The following is a 17,296-nucleotide window of genomic DNA, read 5'->3' as shown; positions in this document are numbered from 1 at the left end:
CCCTCGTCATGCTCTGCCTCGGCGGCAACCGACCCACCCTGCCCGGCCGCCAACCCGCGTGATCACACCCACAGGTACGTCAGAAGAGCCCGAAAACGGGGGGTAGTAGGCTGACCAGGAAAGATGATCTTCAGGAGACGACATGCCCGCCACCAAGCCCCGCGTCCTGCTCGTCACCGATCTCGCCTACCAGGCCCGGGGCCGCCGGTACTGCGACGAGGACATCCGGCTCTCCGTCGCCCTGCGCGAGGACTTCGACCTCGCCCTCTGCCACCCCCTCGACGCCGCCGCGCTGATGGATGCCTTCGACGTGGTCCTCGTCCGCAACAGCGGCCCGGTGCTCAACTACCGCGCCGAGTACGAGGCCTTCCGCAGCCGCGCCCTCGACCGCGGCACCCGCGTCTACAACCAGCTGACCGGGCGCGCCGACATGGCCGGCAAGCAGTACCTGCTCGACCTGAGCGCCGCCGGGTACCCGGTCATCCCCACCGTCGACCGGGCCGAGGACCTCGCGCGCCTGCCCGTCGTCCCCGAGTACGTGGTCAAGCCGAAGCTCGGCGCCGACTCGATCGGTCTGCGGACCGTCCCCCGCGAGCAGCTCGGCTCCGTCACCTACGACGAGGACGTCCTGGTCCAGCCGCTGATCCGCTTCGTATACGAGGTCTCGTTCTACTTCGTCGACGACGCCTTCCAGTACGCCCTCCACGCCCCCGACCCGGAGCAGCGCTGGCGCCTCGAACGGTACGAGCCCACCGCCGACGACCTGGAGTTCGCCCACCGCTTCATCGCGTGGAACACCGTCGAGCACGGCATCCAGCGGGTCGACGCCTGCCGCACCCCGGAGGGCGACCTCCTCCTCGTCGAGCTGGAGGACCTCAATCCCTACCTGTCGCTGGACCTGATCGACGAGGCCACCCGGGACCGGTTCACCGCCGCCCTCAGGGCCTCCCTGCTCAAGCTGGCGGCGAACCGGCCCTGACCCGCCGGGCCGCCTCGGTCAGCACCGCGCCCAGCGGCAGGCCGACCCGGGCGACGGCCAGGTCGTCGCCCCGGGTCGCGCCCTGGTTGACGATCGCGACCGGGGCGCCCGCACGCGCGGCGTGCCGGACGAAGCGCAGGCCCGACATGACCGTGAGCGAGGAGCCGAGCACCACCAACGCCTGTGCCGCGTCGACGAGTTCGAAGCAGCGCTGGACCCGCGGCCTGGGTACGGCCTCGCCGAAGAAGACCACGTCCGGCTTGAGCACTCCCCCGCACTCCGCGCAGGGGGCGACCCGGAACCCGTCCACCAGCTCCTGCGGCAGCTCGGCGTCGCCGTCGGGGTTGACCCGGACCGACCCCGCCCGGAAGCCGGCGTTCAGCGCCTCCAGCCGCCCGTCCAGCTCCTCCCGCGAGCTGGTGCGCCGGCACTCCAGGCACACCACCCGGTGCAGCCCGCCGTGCAGTTCCACCGTCGCACGCGTGCCGGCCGCCCGGTGCAGACCGTCCACGTTCTGGGTGATCACCGCCGCCACATGACCCGAGCGCCGCAGCTGCTCCACCGCGCGGTGCCCGGCATTCGGCTCGGCCCGCGCGATCGTGCGCCACCCGACGTGGCTGCGCGCCCAGTACCGGCGCCGCGCCGCCTCGCCGCTCGTGAACTCCTGGTACGTCATCGGCGACCCGCGCCGCCGGCTGCCCGTCTCGCCCCGGTAGTCCGGGATGCCCGACTCCGTCGACAACCCCGCGCCGCTGAGCACCACGACGCCCCGCCCGGCCAGCAGCCGCACCAACGCCTCCAGGCCGACCGCATCGGCCGCCGTACCGCCGAGAGTCGTCGCGGGCACACCCATGCCGTCCAGCCTAGAACCCGCCGACGGGCTCGCGCGACGAGCCCGCGCGACGGCCGCCGTGAGCCGGCTGATCACGACGGCAGGCGCCGCCGCAGCCCTTCCGAGACCGGTTGGGGCTCAATCCCACCGTCCGGCTCTCCTGCGGCTGCGGGCGACCCGCTCACCTCACCGGGTGCCACGGTCAACCGCGCTCGCCGTCCCTCCCGCTCGCCATGAGGCGCAGGGCGTCGACGGCGAGGCGGGCGGCGGTGCCGATGGCGGCGTCGGCGGTGGGGAGGGTGATGCTGGTGGCGGCGGCACGGGTGAAGACGGCCAGGGCGTAGCGGCCGCCGTCGGGGTACTCGACGACGCCGACCTCGTGGCGCAGGGTGGGCAGGGTGCCGGTCTTGCCGTGGACGCGGACGTCGTCGAACGGGAAGCCGGCGGCCAGCCGGTGCGGCCAGACCTGGAGGCCGAGCAGGCGGCGCAGTGCGGCGCCGGGTTCGCCGGGGCAGGCGTCGCCGTGCCAGAGGGCGGCGAGCAGGGCGGTCATCTCGCGGGCGGTGCTGCGGTTGGTGAAGGCCGGGTCGAGGACCCTGAGCCGGGCGACGACAGCGGGGTCGACCGGGGAGTCCTGGCCGGTGTCCTCGGCGAGGGCGGCGAACAGGTCGCGGACCGTGTGGACGGCGACCGTACGGGTCAGGCCCAGCTCGGCCATCGTGCGGTTGACGGTGTCCAGGCCGATTTCGTCCCAGAGCACGTCCGCGGCGGCGTTGTCGCTGACCGCGACGGTCAGGTAGGCGAGGTCCCGCAGGGAGAGCCGGGCGGCGTCGAGCATGGCCGACAGGCCGGTACGTCCTGGGGTGCGGCCGGCGGCGGGGAGGTCCGCCGGCCGGGTCAGGTCGATCCGTCCGGCGGCGGCCTCGCGGTACAGCGTGACCAGGAGGCAGAGCTTGTGGACGCTGGCGGTACTGACCGGGGTGTCGGCGCCGAGGGCGAGCTCGGCGCCGGTGTCGAGGTCGCGGGCGTGCAGCAGGCCGCTGACGCCGGCTTCGGCGAAGGCTGCCGCGATGCGGGCGCGCGCGGCACGGGTGCCGGCGGGGTCCCGGCGGCCGCTCGTACGGTCGGCTGCGGGACGGTCGTCGCCGGCTGCGGCACGGCCACCGACGGCGCTGTCGCCTCTCGGACGGTCGCCGCGAGCGCGGTCGGCGCCCGTGCGGTCGGCGCTCGTGCGGTCGGCGCTCGTACGGTCGCTGGTCACAGCGGGAACTCCATTGCGGGCCGGGGGAAGAGCGGGCGATTGGGCGGCTGGGGCAGCAGGCCTCCGGGTTCGGTCAGCGCCCGGTGAGCGGCCTCGGCGAACAGGCGGACGGCGGGCCCGTCGCGCCCGGACGGCCAGGCGGTGGAGGTGCGCCAGGTCAGCGGGGTGCCGGTGAGCGGACGCCAGACTGTACCCGGTGGCGCCACGGTGCGCGGCACCAGGGCGACGGCGCTCCCGGTGAGCACGAGCGCGCCCGCGACGTCCGGGCCGGGCGGGTCGACGACCGCCTCCGGGGTGCAGCCGTACCGGGCCAGGGTGGTGAGCATCTCGTCGTACAGCGCCGGGGCCGTGGCACGGGGGAAGAGCACCAGACGCCGCCCGGTCAGCTCCGCCGCGGCCAGGTCCGGGCGGTCGGCGTTCGGGCTGTCGGCGGCGAGCAGCACGCCCAGCGGCTGGTGCAGGACCGGTCCGAAGGCCAGTCCGGCGGCCGGGCAGGGGTGGCGGACGACGGCGACGTCCACCGTGTGCTGGGCGAGTTCGCGCACCGCGGCCGCGACCGGCAGTTCCCGCAGGTCGAGCCGGGTGCCCGGGGAGGCGCTCTCGAACCCGGTGAGCAGCGCGGCCAGGGCGGCCGGTCCGAGGTCGGGTGGTACGGCCGCACGAAGGGTGCCCGCCCGGCCGGTGCGCAGGTCGGCCGCGACGGCCAGCAGGCGGGCGGAGCATTCCAGCACCTCCTCCGCCTCGGCGAGCAGCAGCCGGCCCGCCGGGGTGAGCGCGACCCCGCGGGGACCGCGGTCGAACAGGGTGACGCCGAGTTCGCGTTCCAGCCGCTGGATCCGCTGGGAGAGCGAGGGCTGGGCGATCCGCAGCCGCTCGGCGGCGCGGCCGAAGTGCCGCTCCTCGGCGACCACGCGGAAGTGGCGGAGATGCCCCAACAGGTCCATGAGCAGCAATCATAGGTATTTCGATATCGATCCCTTCAGCATCATGGTCTTGGACTGGAGTCCTGACGGCCTGTTTAGCTGAGGGCCACGGCACGACCGACGCCGCCGGGCCGCCCCGCGGCGCCGGTGACCGCCCGTCCGACCTTCCCGTGCGCCCGATCCTGGAGATCACCGATGACGTCCGTGTTCCGGCATCCCCGTTCCACGCTGCCCGCCGTCGCCCTGCTCGCGGTGGTCCTGACGGCCGGGTGCGGCCACGGCACCCCCGGCGGCACCAGTGCTCCGGCAGCGACCGCGACCACCGCCGTCACGGCCGCCGCCGTCACGACCACCGCCCGCCCAACCGACGCCGCCTTCAAGGAACTTGAGCAACACTTCGGCGCCCGACTCGGCGTGTACGCAGTGGACACCGGCAACGGCCGGGAGGTCGCCTACCGCGCCGACGAGCGCTTCGCGTTCGCGTCCACGATCAAGTCGCTCTCCGCCGGGGCCCTGCTGCGCAAGTCGACCGACGAGGAACTGGACAAGGTGGTCACCTACCGCCAGGAGGACGTCCTGAAGTGGGCGCCGATCACCTCCCAGCACGTGGCCACGGGCATGAAGGTGCGTGATCTGGCTGCCGCCGCCATCGAGTACAGCGACAACACGGCGGCCAACCTGGTCATGGCCGAGCTCGGCGGCCCGGAGGCCGTCCAGCAGACCCTGCGCGACCTCGGCGACCCGACCACCAACGTCAACCGCACCGAACCCACCCTGAACGAGGCGACGCCGGGCGACCCCCGCGACACCAGCACACCCCGCGTCTTCGCCGCGGACCTGCGCCGCTACGTCCTCGGCGATGTGCTGACGGAGGACCGGCGCCGGCTGCTCACCGACTGGCTGATCGGCAACACGACCGGCGCCCCGTTCATCCGCGCGGGCGTGCCCGCCGACTGGAAGATCGGCGACAAGACCGGCAACGCGGGCTACGGCACCCGCAACGACGTCGCCGTCGCCTGGCCCGCCGGCGGCCGCAGCCCGGTCGTCATCGTCGTTCTGTCCGACCGCGGCAAGCCCGATGCCACCTCCGACGACGCCCTGATCGCCGAGGCGACCAAGGCCGTCGTCACCGCCCTCGGCTGACCACCGCCCACGAGCGACCAGAGGAGCCCCTCCCGCCATGACCCACCCGCTTCGCCGACCCGCCGCCGACCGCCTGTCCCGCCGCCACCTGCTCACCGCCTCCGCGACCGAGGCCCGTCCGTCGGGCCGCCGACGGCGCCGGACCGGCCCGCCCGGCTCGGCCGGCTCGGCCGGCGTGCGGCTGCGCTGGCTGGGCAACAACGGCTGGGAGATCACCTTCGGCGATCCCGACCGGCCCACGACGATCCTGATCGACCCCTGGATCACCCGCTTCCCCACCGGGACGTACACCCCGAAGGGTGCCGACCCCGCCACCCCGCTCAGCGTCGACACCGCCCTCATCGACAGCCTCCGGCTGCGCGCCGACCAGATCCTGGTGACCCATGGCCACTACGACCACCTGCCCGACATCCCGTACATCGCCACCCGCACGGGCGCGACCGTCCTGGGCACCGAGACCCACGCCAACCTGCTGACCGCGCTCGGCGCGCCCGGCGACCAGCTGTCGGTGGTGCACGGCGGCGAGTACCTGCAGTTCGACGGCTACACCATCCAGGTGATCAACTCGCTGCACTCGATGACCGGCCCCCGCTCGAAGGTCCCCTTCCCCGGCACCCGCCCCGGCTCGCCGCCGCCCCGGCCGAAGGTCATCTCGGACCTCGTCGAAGGCGGCACGCTCGCCTACCTGATCACCATCGGCGACAGGCTGAGCATCCTCGACAGCGGCGGCGCCAACTACGACGCCCGCCACCTCGCCGGCCTCGCCCCGGACGTCCTCCTCGTCCAGCCCGGCGGAGCCTCCGTCCCGGACTACGTCCCCCGCCTCCTCGACGTCCTCGACCACCCCCCGTACGTCATCCCCACCCACTGGGACGACTTCGACCACCCGCTCACCGAACCCGCCCACGACTGGGGCGGCCTCCCCGCCCTCCAGGCCGCCGTCCACCGGTCCAGCCCCGAGGCCCGCTTCATCCGGCTCGACCACCTGGAGACCTTCACCTTCTGACCCACCCCCTGCGATCCCGCCCCGCCCAGCCCCACCCTCCGACCGTCTGCGACCGCCGGCGAACGACCACATCAATCGGGTCACATCTCGAACACAGTAGGATGACTCAACTCCCGCGCTACGCGCGAAGAGTTCCATAGATGTGTCATTTGCCCGAATTTTCTCCCCCGCTTCACACGCACGGAGCCACCCTCATGGACAACCTGTCCACCGCCGACAACGCCGACGGCGCGATAGAGACGCGCGGTATCGAACCCGTCCCCGACCACGAGCGCCGGGGCAGAGTCCGCGAGCTCTTCCCGACCTGGGTCGCGGCGAACATCAGCGTCCTGCTGCTCACCATGGGCGCCGCCCTGGTGGTGTTCAACCAGTTGAACTTCTGGCAGGTCCTGATCGTCGCGGCGTGCGCCGCGCTCGCCTCGTTCGGCATGGTCGGCGTGCTGTCGGTCTCCGGGAAGTGGGGCGGGGCGCCGGGCGCGACCCTCTCGCGGGCCACCTTCGGGGTGCGCGGGAACCTCTTCCCCGGCGCGATCCTCTGGATCGCCCGGTTCGGCTGGGAGACGATCAACGCCGTCACCGGCGCCTACGCCGTGCTGACCGTCCTCGACCTGCTCTTCGGCATCAAGAGCAACACCGCGCTGATCGTGATCACGCTCTTCGCCTTCGTCGCCTGCACCTTCGTGGTCTCCGGCATGGGCCGCAAGGCACTGAACGTCTGCAACACCTGGTCGACGTACCTCTTCGGCCTCTTCAGCGTGCTGGTGCTGGGCTACCTGGTCGCGACCATGCACTGGAGCGAGGTCTTCGCCAAGCCCGCCGGTACCACCGCGATGATGATCGCCGGCATCGGGACCATCGCCGCCGGCGGCATCAGCTGGGTCCCCACCGGCCCGGACTTCGCCCGCTACCTGCCGCACAAGGCCTCCGGCAGGAAGATCGTCGGCGTGACGGTCTCCGGTGCCGCCATGGTGGTGGTGCCGATGGTGCTGATGGGCGCCGTGATGGCGGTGGCCTCGCCCGGCCTGGCGCAGGCCGCGGACCCGGTCTCCTTCCTCGGTGACCTGCTGCCGACCTGGCTGGCCGTGCCCTACCTGCTGACCGCGATCGTGGGCATGCTGCTGATCAACAGCCTCTCGATGTACTCGGCCGGCTTCACCGCCCAGACCATGGGCGTCAAGCTGCCGCGCGCCATGGCCGTCAGCATCAACGCCGTGATCTCGCTGGTCGGCGGCCTGCTGCTGATGCTGGTCGCCAAGAGCTTCCTGGGCTCCTTCATCACCTTCCTCATCCTGCTCGCCGTCTCCTTCTCGGCCTGGATCGGCGTCTACGCGGTGGACATGTTCCGCCGCCGCTCGCGCGCGGTGCGCTACGACGCCGCCGCGCTGATGGACACCAGCAGGAACAGCCGGTACTGGTACGTGGGCGGCTTCTGCTGGCAGGCGATGGTGTCCTGGGTCCTCGCACTGCTGATGGGGCTCGCCTTCACCAAGTGCGACTGGTTCGCCGGCCCACTCTCCGACACTCCCGTCGGCAAGTACGGGCTCGCCTGGGCCGCGACCATCGTGATCTCCGCCGTGATCATGGCCGTACTCCCCGCGCCCCGGGAGAACACCTCCGCCACCGCCGAGCAGCCCGCCGACCTCCAGGCGGAGCGGACCGAACAGGTCACCGTCTGACCCCGCGATACGAACCTCCGCACGCCCCCGGACCGCCCGGTCGTCGGCTCACCTGAGCCGGCGACCGGGCGGTCCGGTTTCGATGTCGTGGTCAGGTACTGGTCAGACCCTGTCGGCGGCGGTTTCGGGCCCACGAACCCCAGGCCCACGAACCTCAGGCCCGCGAGCCTCCGGCCCGCCCCGCCCGGGGCCCGGGCCGTCGGATCGCCGAGGAGGAGGACCTGGCAGGCCGCGCCGATGTAGACGGCCAGTAGCCGGGCGATTCTGCGGGGTGTGCTGCGCATGGTGGTGTGCCTGCTTTCGGGCTGGGCGCTGTCGGCTGTTCGGGTGTTGCCGGGGTCACCAGGAGACGGCGTCGTCCAGCGACTGCTGCCAGTAGGTGACCTTGAGGGAGTCGTCCACGTAGACGCCCTTCGCGGGCAGCGACGGGTGAGCGCCCGTACCGACGCTCTCGTCGCCGGAGGGGCCTTGGAAGTAGACGGCCAGGGACGTGGCGGTGCGGCCGTTCGAGCCGTCGGTGCCGTCGGTGGAGGACAGGTTGACGGAGGCGTAGCCGGACTCGCCGGGCTTGAGCGTGACGACGGCCTGCGGCTTCGAGTCGGTGATGACCGGGGGCACGGACTGGGCCTCGCCGAACTGGACGGCCGGGTAGCCGTAGAGGTAGCAGGTGCCGGAGCCGGTGTTGGTGACCGTGAGCAGCATGTGGTTCACGGGTCGGTTCAGCGGGGCGGCGATGGTCTTGGTGGTGGAGCCCTCGCAGGTGGTCGGTTTGGCGGCCGGGGGCACTGCGGGGGCCTTCGGTGCCGGGGTGTTCGCGGCGGGCTTGGAAGCGGCGGGCTTGGAAGCGGTGGGCGCGGGTGCGGGGGCCGGGGCCTTGTCGGTGCTGCCACCGGTGCCGACGGACGGGGCGGCGGACGTCGAGGGGGCCGTCGGCGAGGCGGGCGCCGCTGCGGGCACGGTGGCCCTGAGCGACGGGCCGGTTGCCGTCCCGATGTCCCCGTGGTCGTCGCTGCACGCGGTGATCGAGAAGGCGACGAGCGCCACGCTCGCGGCAGCGGTGATCAGGCGGGTGCGGGAGGTGCGGACGGACATGTGGTCGTGCCCCTTTCGGCATGCGCTCAGGTGGTGCGTCGATCGGATGACCGAAGCCTGCGGAGCGATCCGTCCCGGCCGCCACACCCGGCGGCACGATGGGTAGGGTGGAACGGCGAATGAGGCTCTGACCAGCGGGAGTGGGACGAGCCTGGAACGCTGGAACGGGACGCCGGGGGAACGGAGGGGACGGGTGTCGGAGGGCACAGGGGCCGTCGAGACGGAGGAGTTCGCGCGGCTGTTACGCGAGCTCAAGGACCGCTCGGGCCTGAGCTACGGAACGCTGGCCAAGCGGCTGCACATGAGCACGTCGACGCTGCACCGCTACTGCAACGGCACGGCGCTGCCCCATGAGTACATGCCGGCGGAGCGCTTCGCACGGGTGTGCCGGGCGACCCCGGAAGAGCTCGTGGAACTGCACCGGAGCTGGATCCTGGCGGACGCGGCCCGAGGGCGCCGGACGGACCGGACCGCGGAGCCGGCACCGGCCGAGGCCCCGGCTCCGGTCGCGGAGCCCGACGCCGCCCCGGCCGCCCCGGTCGCCCCGGTTGAACCCACCGCGGGCGAGACGGGCGGGGCGCCGGTCGTCGTGGCGCCGGTCGTCGGGGCGGTCGCGGAGCCCGTGCGGCCGCTGCGCCGCCGCAGCGCGCTGATCGCCTCCGCCGCGGCCGTCGCCCTGCTGACCGCAGTGATGATCGTCGCGCGTCCCACGATCTGGGGCGGCGGGAGCGGCGCGGGAGGCCCGCAGGCGGCCGGTGCCACGGCCACGGCTGCGGCGACGGCTGCGGCCACGGGCGTGCCGGCCGTGCCGGAACCGTCCCTCCCCGCCCCCGCCGCCTCCACCACCGGGACCGTGACGCCGACAAACACCGCCCTGGCAACCGCGACGACCACCCCGAGCCCGTCCACCCCCGCCCAGCCCGCCGACGCGCCCGCGCCGCTCACTGTCGGCACCCGCCCGTACGTCTACGCCGACCCGTGCAGCCAGCACTTCCTCGTCAACAGCGCGCCCGCCCAGGTCGGGCCGCCCGCCACCGAGCGCGACGCCCCGCGCTGGGCCGCCGCCTACGGCGCGGTCTCCTCCGGCGAGCAGCAGGTCGCCCTCACCGTCCAGGGCACCGGAGCGGACCCGGTCGTCCTGGAGGCGTTGCACGTGCGGATCACGGCCAAGGGCGCGCCGCTCGCCTGGAACGACTACTCGATGGGTGTCGGCTGCGGCGGCGAGGTCGACACCAAGTCCTTCGACATCGACCTCGACAGGGGCAGTCCCGTGATCACCGTCAAGGGCGGCCAGCGCGACTTCCCGTACAAGGTCAGCAAGTCCGACCCCGAGGTCTTCTACGTCACCGCGCACACCAAGGCGCATGACGTCCGATGGGACCTCACACTGGACTGGTCCAGCGGAGACCGCCGCGGCACCATCCAGATCGACAACAGGGGCACCCCCTTCCGCACCAGCGCCGACGTCAACCGCCCCGGCTACGACTACCCGCCGGGAAGCAGCGAGTGGATCAAGCGGACGGACGGCTAGCAGAAGTCGATCAAGGTCGTGCGATCTCCCCACTGCCTGAGCGAGCCGCCGGCGGACACTTCGGTCAACCTTGGTGGAGGTACACGCCACCGAAGGAGTGTGGTCCATGACCGGCGAACTGCCAGACCTGGCCATCGCCACGGCCGGCGGCCGCGAACTGTGGAACACCGTGCGCGGATTGAAGGTCGACCTCTCGATCGGGGGCCCGATCTGGGCATCGAAGGGCTGGCCGACGGGCCGGACGTTCGACCAGGTCATCACGCTGGATGCGGGCCGGGAGCACATCGTGTTCAGCCCCTTCACCCGACCGGACCGGCGGATGGTCTTCGACGCCGCAGCCGACCGGGTCACCGTGCAGACCCTCGACGGTGAGCCGGTCGAGACCCTCGATCCGGCCCGCGCCGCCTTCAAGGGCATGCTGCGCAACAGCGCCTGGGACGCCCCGCATCTGGGCTACTTCCTGGGCTACGCGTGCTGGAACTACTTCACCACACCGTTCCTGTTCACCCATCCGGGCGTCCGAACCCGCGAGATCGAGCCCTGGCACGAGGCCGGACAGACCTGGCGACGCCTGCACGTGCGCTTCCCGGCCGAGATCGCCACCCACAGTCCCGAGCAGGTGTTCTACTTCGACGCCCTCGGCCTGCAACGACGCATGGACTACATCGCCGAGGTCAACGGCAGCGCACTGGTCGGCCACTACACCAGCCGCCACCGGTCCTTCGACGGCCTGCTGGTGGCCACCCGTCGGCGAGTCTTCCGCCGCAACCCCGACAACAGCGTGAACCTCAACCTGCCGTCCATCACCCTCGACATCCACCACGTGGAACTGGTCCGCTCCGCCCCGGAGGAAGCACAGCCATGACCATGCACACCACGACCGTCGACCACCCCGCCCGGCGCCTCGTCGTGGCACTCCCGCAGCCGTACGACGCCGCCCGCGAGCAGTACGAGACCCTGGTCCCGGAGGTCGATCAGGCCCGCTTCTTCCAGCTGGCCTCCTGGGACGCCACGCTCGAACTCGCCGAGATCAACGCCCCCTACGGGTTCATGCGCTACTACCGCGGCGACCTCACCGCCCTGATGGTCGGATCGCCCTCCCACTGGAAGGCCACGCAGTACCTGATGGGCAACCACACCATCGCCGAACGCATGTTCCGCCACGACCCGTCGGTCATGCTCCACGCGCCGCTGCGCACTCTCCTCTATGCCGACCCCGACGGCGACACGAAACTGGCGGTCGACCAGCCGAGCCTGCTGTTCGCCAGCTACCACGACGAGAGGATCTCCGCCGTCGGTCGTGAACTCGACGCCCTGCTCTCTCAGTTGATCAGCCTACTCGGCGGCGCGATGCCCCCGCAGCTGGCAACCACTTAAGACCGGGATCGATACGGGGACCGTTACCGGTGACCGGGTGCCCGTGAACCGACCGCCATGATCACCGACGCGCCTGCGGCGTACTGCCGCCGCGGGTACGGTGAAGGAGGTGACGGCCCGGCCCGTGTCGCCGCCGAGGTCGACGACGATGCCGGTGGTGCATGACGAGGGACGTCCTCCACGGCACGCTCGACAGCCCGCAGAGCCGCCCCGAGCGGACCGGACGCCTGGTCCGGAAGACAGGAGGCGATCGACGATGCATCCGTCGCCTCGATCCTGCGAGACCGCACGATCCGCCTCCCGTTCGGCTCCGCCCGGACTTCGCCGGTCGCCGCGGCCGATGTGGCGGAGGTCATCGCACGCCTCCTGCTCGACCCGGCTCCGCGGTCCGGCCGCGTCCACGAACTGACCGGAGCGCGCTCCCGTGACATGACAGCCATCGCGGCCGAATTCTCCGCCGCCCTGGGCCGTACCGTGACCTATGTCGACGTGCCGTACGAGGAGTGGCTGGAACGCGACCTCAAGGGGCTGGACCTACCGCCCCACGTCTTCGAGCACATCGCCACGATGGCGCGGCTGCACCGCGAGAACCGGTACGACCGGGCCACGAACGACGTCGCCGAACTGCTCGGCCCCCCCGCTGGGGTTCGACAGCTTCATCAGGAACACCCCCGCCCTGCAGTCGCAACCAGGCCTGTTGCCGGGCTGAGCGAGCTGTGGTCACGAGTTGGAGTACTGCGCCGCGGGTGGCTGCAATTCGGGGTGGCCGGGGACGTTGGGCTTGATCCAGTGGTCGTAGCTCTGCCGCCAGGCGCCGCTCGCGCGATAGTCCTCCAGGACCTGGTTGACCCAGGAGGCGAGGTCCGGTTCGCTGGGTGAGATGGCGACGCCGTAGGGCTCGTCGGAGAGTTGGTCGCCGACCACGGTGGTCTGCGGGTCCTGGGCGGCCAGGCCGTAGGCGATGGCGTCGTCGGTGACGATCGCGTCCTCGTTGCCGAGTTCGAGCTGGACCAGGCAGTCCAACTCCTGGTCCCGCTTGTCGAGTTTGGCCACTTTGTACTTCTGCTGGGCCACCGGCAGCGTGGTGTCCGGCTCCAGCAGGGTCTCGGCGGTGGAGCCGGCGGCGACGCACACCCGCCTGCCCTTCATCGCGTCGGACCCGCTTTCACCCTGTTCGGCCTTCGCGGCCGGCATCAGGACCCGCTGTCCGGCTTCGAAGTAGACAGTGGACATGGCCACGTCCTGGCTCCGTTTGCAGGTGATCGTCATGGTGTGCACGACCAGATCGACGTGCTGGTCGTCGGTGGCCTTGAGGCGCGGTTGGCGTTGGGCGTCGTCGAGCGCGACCCAGTTGACCTTCGGGTTTCCCAGCGAGGCGACGACCGCCTTCGCGAGGTCGATGTCGAATCCCTGGGGTGTGGCGCCGTCCGGGCCCAGGAATCCCCAGTCGTAGTCGTTCAGGTCCACACCGATGTTGATCGTCCCGCGGGCCTGGATCGCCTTGATGGTCGGCCCGGAGAGGTCCTTCTTCGGGGGGTACTTGCTCGCCTTGCAGGACGGGTCCGAGGCGGAAGCGGTGTCGGCCGCGAGGCTGGGCAGGGACAAGGACAGCGGGCCGGTGGCCGCGGTGATCCGCGTGGCGGCCGGCCGGGCGGTTCCGCCCGTCGTGAGAACCGCCGCCACCAGGGTGGTGAGGGCGAGTATCGCCGTGGTTCCGCGAAGCCGCATCAGGTGTCCTCCGATGGATTCGTTGCGGGTCACCGGTACTCCGCCGGCCGGCGTCCGACGCCGGCCGACACGCCGGTGGTGGCCGACGGTGTGCGTGGAAGACATGTGAGGGCACGTCGAACGAATTGGCAAGGGGGCAGGGCCTTTTGGTGAACCCTGACAGTCACAGGACGCGGTCCGCGGCCCTGACGGTTCCGCTCCCACAACCCCGACGGAACCGTGCCTCGACGCACGAGGGCCCCACGGGCGGACGGGCCGCTCCATCGGGGATCCCGGCGCGCAGGACGCGAGCCGCGCGGAGCCGGCTTCCGCGACCCGCGGCTTCCGGCCGCCTCCCATCCAGGAGCGCGAAACTCCTGCCGCACCTCCAGCAGCCGGTTCGCCTCGCGGACGGCTGGTCAGCTCCCTTGCCGCTGTCCTGACCTGTGGCGCCGTCAGGAGTCGTGTGCGGCAAGGAGAAAAAGGGCCCCGCCCGCACGGCGGGCAGGGGCTGTCGTGCGGGCGGTCAGTGGGCGACGATCTGGAGGTTGACGCTCTGTCCGGCGGTGCCGCCCACGTAGAAGGTGTGGCCGTCGGGGCCGAGGGCCAGGCCGGTGAGGTCGGTCTCGTTGAGGTCGCCGGCGGTCTCCGCGGGTACGGGGGCGCCGGTGGCGGTGTCGAGGGCGAGCACCGAGGCGCTGCTCGTGCCGTAGTTGCTGTCGGTGAGGTAGAGCCGGCTGCCGTCGGCGCTGACCTGCGGGTGCTCCAGCGCGTCGCCGCTGCCGGCGGGCTGGAAGGTGCTGGTGACGGTGTCGGTGGCCGGGTCGATGAGGGTGCTCGCGCCGGCGCCGAGTTCGGCGAGGGCGAACAGGCGCTTGCCGTCGGGGGTGAACGCCAGGTTGTAGTCCAGGTTCGCGGCGGTGCCCTGGACGGTGCCGGCCACAGCGGGCGTGGTGCCGGCCGTGGTCACGTGCACCACGCCCTGGCTGGTGCCGACGTACACGTCGCCGGTGCCCGGTCGGGCCGCGGGGGCGCCGACGAAGGGCGCCGGGACCTGGACCGCGGTGGTGAACGCCTGCTGCGCGGTGGCGAAGGCCAGCACCCGGCTCTGGCCGTTCTGCCGGTAGGCGGTCGCTCCGTTCTGGGAGACGTACAGGGTGGAGCCGTCAGGGCTGAAGACCAGTCCGGCGGTCGAACCCGGGGTCCAGTCGGCCGGGCGGGGCTGGTCGGGCAGGGCGAGGGTGGCACGCAGGGTCAGGGTGGCGGTGTCCACCACGCTGAGGCGCTGGCCGTCGAGCACGTACAGGCGTGAGCCGTCCGCGCTGAGCGCCGGGTGGGCGCTCCACTGGAGGGTGCCGAGGACCAGCCGCCCGGTGACGGCGCCGGACTGGGTGTCCACCGCCTTCACCGTGGAGGTGTTGTCGGCCTCGGTCACCGCGACGTAGGCCGTGCCGCCGTCGGGGCTGACCACCGGTGCGGCGTTGCGGGCACCGACGGTGACGGTCGCCTCGGTGCCGGACAGCGGGGCGTCGGCTGCGGCGGCGGTGCCGGTCAGGGCGAGCAGGGTCGCGGCGGTGGCCGCCACGGTGAGCGTCGCGGTGCGGCGGGTGGTCGTGCGGGACATCGGTTTCCCCTCGTGGAACTTGCGTTGTGGTGACGGCGCGTGGGCCGGGCCGTCAGTGCTGAATGATCTGCAGGCCGGCGGTGGCGGCGTTGTTGGTCCCGGCCACGTGGAAGGTGTGGCCGTCGGGGCCGAGGGCCAGGCCGGTGATCTCGTCCTCGTCCACGTCCGTGGTCTCGGCCGGCAGGGCGGCGCCCGTGGTGGTGTCGAAGGCGAGCACCGAGGCCCCCGACGACCCGTTGTCGGCCACGTAGAGCCGGGTGCCGTCCGGGCTGACGATCGGCTTCGGCCCGACCGCGCCCACGGCGACGATCGCCTCGTTCCCGGTGACCGGCGGGGTGGCCGCGGCGGCCCCGCAGGTCACCGGTGCCAGCAGCGCCGCTACCGAGAGCGCCACGACCGAAAGTGCCGCAGCGGCCCGGCGAATCGTCCCCGAACGAATTCTGGACACCAACTCCCCCTCTTGCACCGCGTGTTGCGATCCCGGGGGCAGGCTAGCCCATGCAGGCGAAGATCTGATCGATGCACGAGCGGCCGTACGGTGATCGCCCGCCATTGCGAGGACGGTGACGGTCCATCCACAACCCTGGCCGCAACGCCTGGTCGACGGCTCGGCCAGTCAACTCCGGCCAACTTGAGCTCAACCGCCCGGTGCCGTCGAGGTCGGGAAGGTCGGAGGGGACGACCGGGACGCCGGCGGCGGTCGCCCTCAGTCAGCGGCTGTGGGGGCCAGCAGCGTGGCGGCCGCAGCGATGAAGGCGACGGATGCTTCCTTGGCCGCGTGCCGCCGGGCGTCCAGCTCGGCCCGGTCGACGGCCTTGCGCAGCGCGTACGTGGCATCGGCGGCCTGCTGGGCGGGGCCGGCCAGATCGGGGACCAGGACCTGAAGGCGGATGTGGGGCGCGGTGATTGCCGCCCGGGTGTCGTGGGACCTCGTCTGGGCCTCCAGCTGGTGCTCGGGCTCGGCCTCGGTCAGGGCCAGGCGCTCCCGATGGAACATCGCCGAGCGGTGCGCGTCCAGGGCGGCCGCGAATTCGGTGACGGCGCCGAGCTGGTCCTGGCGATGGCTGTCGGCGCGCTCCTCGGCGCGTGCGGTCCGTGCCGAACGGTGCTGGAGGAGTCCGGCGGTCAGGGCACCGGCGAGGGTACCGAGCACTGCAACGATCGAGGGCCATATGGACATCAGGTGTTGGGTCCTCTCGGGTGGTCGTCGATCTCGAGCGCTGCGGATGTCCACCAGAAATGACGTCACCTGGCGACCGGGTCTCCGTCGGACGGGTGCTGGTTCGCAGCCGGCCGACGATCAGAGCTGGTTCGCGATCTGCCGGCCGAGCTGTTCGAGGAACCCCTGCAGGCCGTGTGACCCGCCGGCGCGCGTTCGGAAGAACATAGCGGAAGGTGGTGCCGGCGGGGCCATTGGGGTCCGCGACAGCCGCTGCGAACGCGGCCACATCACCGTCACCGAAACCGGCCACATCCAGGTCAGCCCGTTCGCCCACGCCGTGCCCGGCGTCCACGAACACATCCTCCCCGCGCCTACGGGGCCGACCGGATCATCAGTCGGTACACGTCGAAGTTACCGATAGGAATCAAGCCTGGAACTACGACCGCTTTCCCAGGTAAAGGAGGGAAGGTGGAATTCGAACTCACGAGTGGTTTCCGTCGACCCGTTTTCCCTTCCCCGCGGAGCCGCCCAGGAGGGCCGGAACCGCCTCCGGCCTGCGGCGAGTCGCGTCCGGGGTTGGCATGCGAACCCCGGAGACGCGGAACAGCCCGCCGGCAGGGCCGGCGGGCTGTCACGATCGAGCCGAGGTCAGCGAAGCCCAGGTCAGCGCGGCTTCTTGAAGCCCAGGGTCGTCGCGTCCTTCAGGGTGTAGATGGTGCCGTCCGTGTCCTTGCTGAAGTCACCGACCTTGGCGGCCGTGGGCGGGGTGTAGCGCTTGGGCAGCTGCTGGTTCTTGGCCATGGTTATCTCCAATGCATCGAGGCCGAAGCCTGGGATGGCGTGACTCCATTGGGACGGGCCTCCGCCGAGAATGTCCAGCCGGATAGCCAGATTCGGCCATTGCCGACTGGCTTTGTGTTCCCGCAGGTGGATCGTAAGCGGAACGTCACCTGGTCGGTTCGCCTGGGGTTTTTTAGCACAGC

Annotated in this window: 16 protein-coding genes; 7 read left to right on the top strand and 9 right to left on the bottom strand. The window is 71.8% G+C overall.

All coding sequences use genetic code 11. The features are described 5' to 3' along the window. Positions 1–142 precede the first annotated feature (142 nt). The gene (locus tag ACGF12_RS31610) at positions 143–979 is read left to right on the top strand and encodes a hypothetical protein (RefSeq protein WP_393037645.1); all 837 of its coding nucleotides are present in this window, start codon (positions 143–145) and stop codon (positions 977–979) included. Here the strand turns inward: ACGF12_RS31610 and ACGF12_RS31605 are convergent. From ACGF12_RS31605 to ACGF12_RS31595, 3 genes are all read right to left on the bottom strand, one after another. Next, positions 954–1,832, bottom strand: a complete 879-nt coding sequence (locus ACGF12_RS31605) for an NAD-dependent protein deacetylase (RefSeq protein ID WP_393037642.1) — start codon at positions 1,830–1,832, stop codon at positions 954–956. The two genes, ACGF12_RS31610 and ACGF12_RS31605, sit on opposite strands and share 26 nt — an antisense overlap. A gap of 181 nt (positions 1,833–2,013) precedes the next feature. Beyond that, on the bottom strand, positions 2,014–2,883 hold the full coding sequence (locus tag ACGF12_RS31600) for a serine hydrolase (protein WP_393037650.1): 870 nt from the start codon (positions 2,881–2,883) through the stop codon (positions 2,014–2,016). A 185-nt stretch (positions 2,884–3,068) separates the two neighbouring features. Next, complete coding sequence (locus tag ACGF12_RS31595; protein WP_393037638.1) at positions 3,069–4,016, bottom strand: LysR family transcriptional regulator; 948 nt, start codon at positions 4,014–4,016, stop codon at positions 3,069–3,071. A 174-nt stretch (positions 4,017–4,190) separates the two neighbouring features. Here ACGF12_RS31595 and bla point away from each other — a divergent pair, with 174 nt between their 5' ends. The 3 genes from bla (at position 4,191) to ACGF12_RS31580 (ending at position 7,820) form a co-directional block, all read left to right on the top strand. Then, the gene (gene bla / locus ACGF12_RS31590) at positions 4,191–5,138 is read left to right on the top strand and encodes a class A beta-lactamase (RefSeq protein ID WP_393037635.1); all 948 of its coding nucleotides are present in this window, start codon (positions 4,191–4,193) and stop codon (positions 5,136–5,138) included. Positions 5,139–5,175: 37 nt separating this feature from the next. After that, positions 5,176–6,144 (top strand): MBL fold metallo-hydrolase, encoded by a 969-nt coding sequence (locus tag ACGF12_RS31585; RefSeq protein ID WP_393037632.1) that lies wholly within the window; start codon positions 5,176–5,178, stop codon positions 6,142–6,144. 194 nt (positions 6,145–6,338) lie between these two features. Then, the gene (locus ACGF12_RS31580; RefSeq protein WP_393037629.1) at positions 6,339–7,820 is read left to right on the top strand and encodes a purine-cytosine permease family protein; all 1,482 of its coding nucleotides are present in this window, start codon (positions 6,339–6,341) and stop codon (positions 7,818–7,820) included. Between the two features lie 339 nt (positions 7,821–8,159). Here the strand turns inward: ACGF12_RS31580 and ACGF12_RS31575 are convergent, their stop codons facing one another. Beyond that, a complete protein-coding gene (locus tag ACGF12_RS31575) occupies positions 8,160–8,912 on the bottom strand; it encodes a DUF4232 domain-containing protein (RefSeq protein WP_393037626.1) in 753 nt (250 codons plus the stop codon). A 193-nt stretch (positions 8,913–9,105) separates the two neighbouring features. On the opposite strand from ACGF12_RS31575, the gene ACGF12_RS31570 reads away from it, so the two are divergent. From ACGF12_RS31570 to ACGF12_RS31560, 3 genes are all read left to right on the top strand, one after another. Then, on the top strand, positions 9,106–10,443 hold the full coding sequence (locus ACGF12_RS31570) for a helix-turn-helix domain-containing protein (protein ID WP_393037624.1): 1,338 nt from the start codon (positions 9,106–9,108) through the stop codon (positions 10,441–10,443). A gap of 106 nt (positions 10,444–10,549) precedes the next feature. Continuing rightward, positions 10,550–11,308, top strand: coding sequence for a hypothetical protein (locus ACGF12_RS31565; protein ID WP_393037621.1), 759 nt, complete (start codon positions 10,550–10,552; stop codon positions 11,306–11,308). Continuing rightward, positions 11,305–11,820 carry a DUF302 domain-containing protein gene (locus ACGF12_RS31560; RefSeq protein WP_393037618.1) on the top strand — a complete coding sequence of 172 codons (516 nt, stop codon included), beginning with the start codon at positions 11,305–11,307 and terminating at the stop codon, positions 11,818–11,820. The genes ACGF12_RS31565 and ACGF12_RS31560 overlap by 4 nt, the downstream gene beginning before the upstream one ends. Before the next feature lie 720 nt (positions 11,821–12,540). Here ACGF12_RS31560 and ACGF12_RS31555 read toward each other — a convergent pair. The 5 genes from ACGF12_RS31555 to ACGF12_RS31535 all read right to left on the bottom strand — a co-directional run bounded on the left by ACGF12_RS31555 (position 12,541) and on the right by ACGF12_RS31535 (position 17,114). Next, on the bottom strand, positions 12,541–13,548 hold the full coding sequence (locus tag ACGF12_RS31555; RefSeq protein ID WP_393037615.1) for a transporter substrate-binding domain-containing protein: 1,008 nt from the start codon (positions 13,546–13,548) through the stop codon (positions 12,541–12,543). Between the two features lie 505 nt (positions 13,549–14,053). Further along, the gene (locus tag ACGF12_RS31550) at positions 14,054–15,151 is read right to left on the bottom strand and encodes a YncE family protein (protein ID WP_393037612.1); all 1,098 of its coding nucleotides are present in this window, start codon (positions 15,149–15,151) and stop codon (positions 14,054–14,056) included. A gap of 52 nt (positions 15,152–15,203) precedes the next feature. Then, complete coding sequence (locus ACGF12_RS31545) at positions 15,204–15,545, bottom strand: hypothetical protein (RefSeq protein WP_393037609.1); 342 nt, start codon at positions 15,543–15,545, stop codon at positions 15,204–15,206. A gap of 312 nt (positions 15,546–15,857) precedes the next feature. After that, a complete protein-coding gene (locus ACGF12_RS31540; RefSeq protein WP_393037606.1) occupies positions 15,858–16,331 on the bottom strand; it encodes a hypothetical protein in 474 nt (157 codons plus the stop codon). A 645-nt stretch (positions 16,332–16,976) separates the two neighbouring features. Then, positions 16,977–17,114 (bottom strand): hypothetical protein, encoded by a 138-nt coding sequence (locus ACGF12_RS31535; protein WP_393037603.1) that lies wholly within the window; start codon positions 17,112–17,114, stop codon positions 16,977–16,979. Between the last annotated feature and the right edge of the window lie 182 nt (positions 17,115–17,296).

Source organism: Kitasatospora sp. NPDC048296 (assembly GCF_043201815.1).
Classification (GTDB): domain Bacteria; phylum Actinomycetota; class Actinomycetes; order Streptomycetales; family Streptomycetaceae; genus Kitasatospora.
This window is presented reverse-complemented; position numbering and strand designations above follow the sequence as displayed.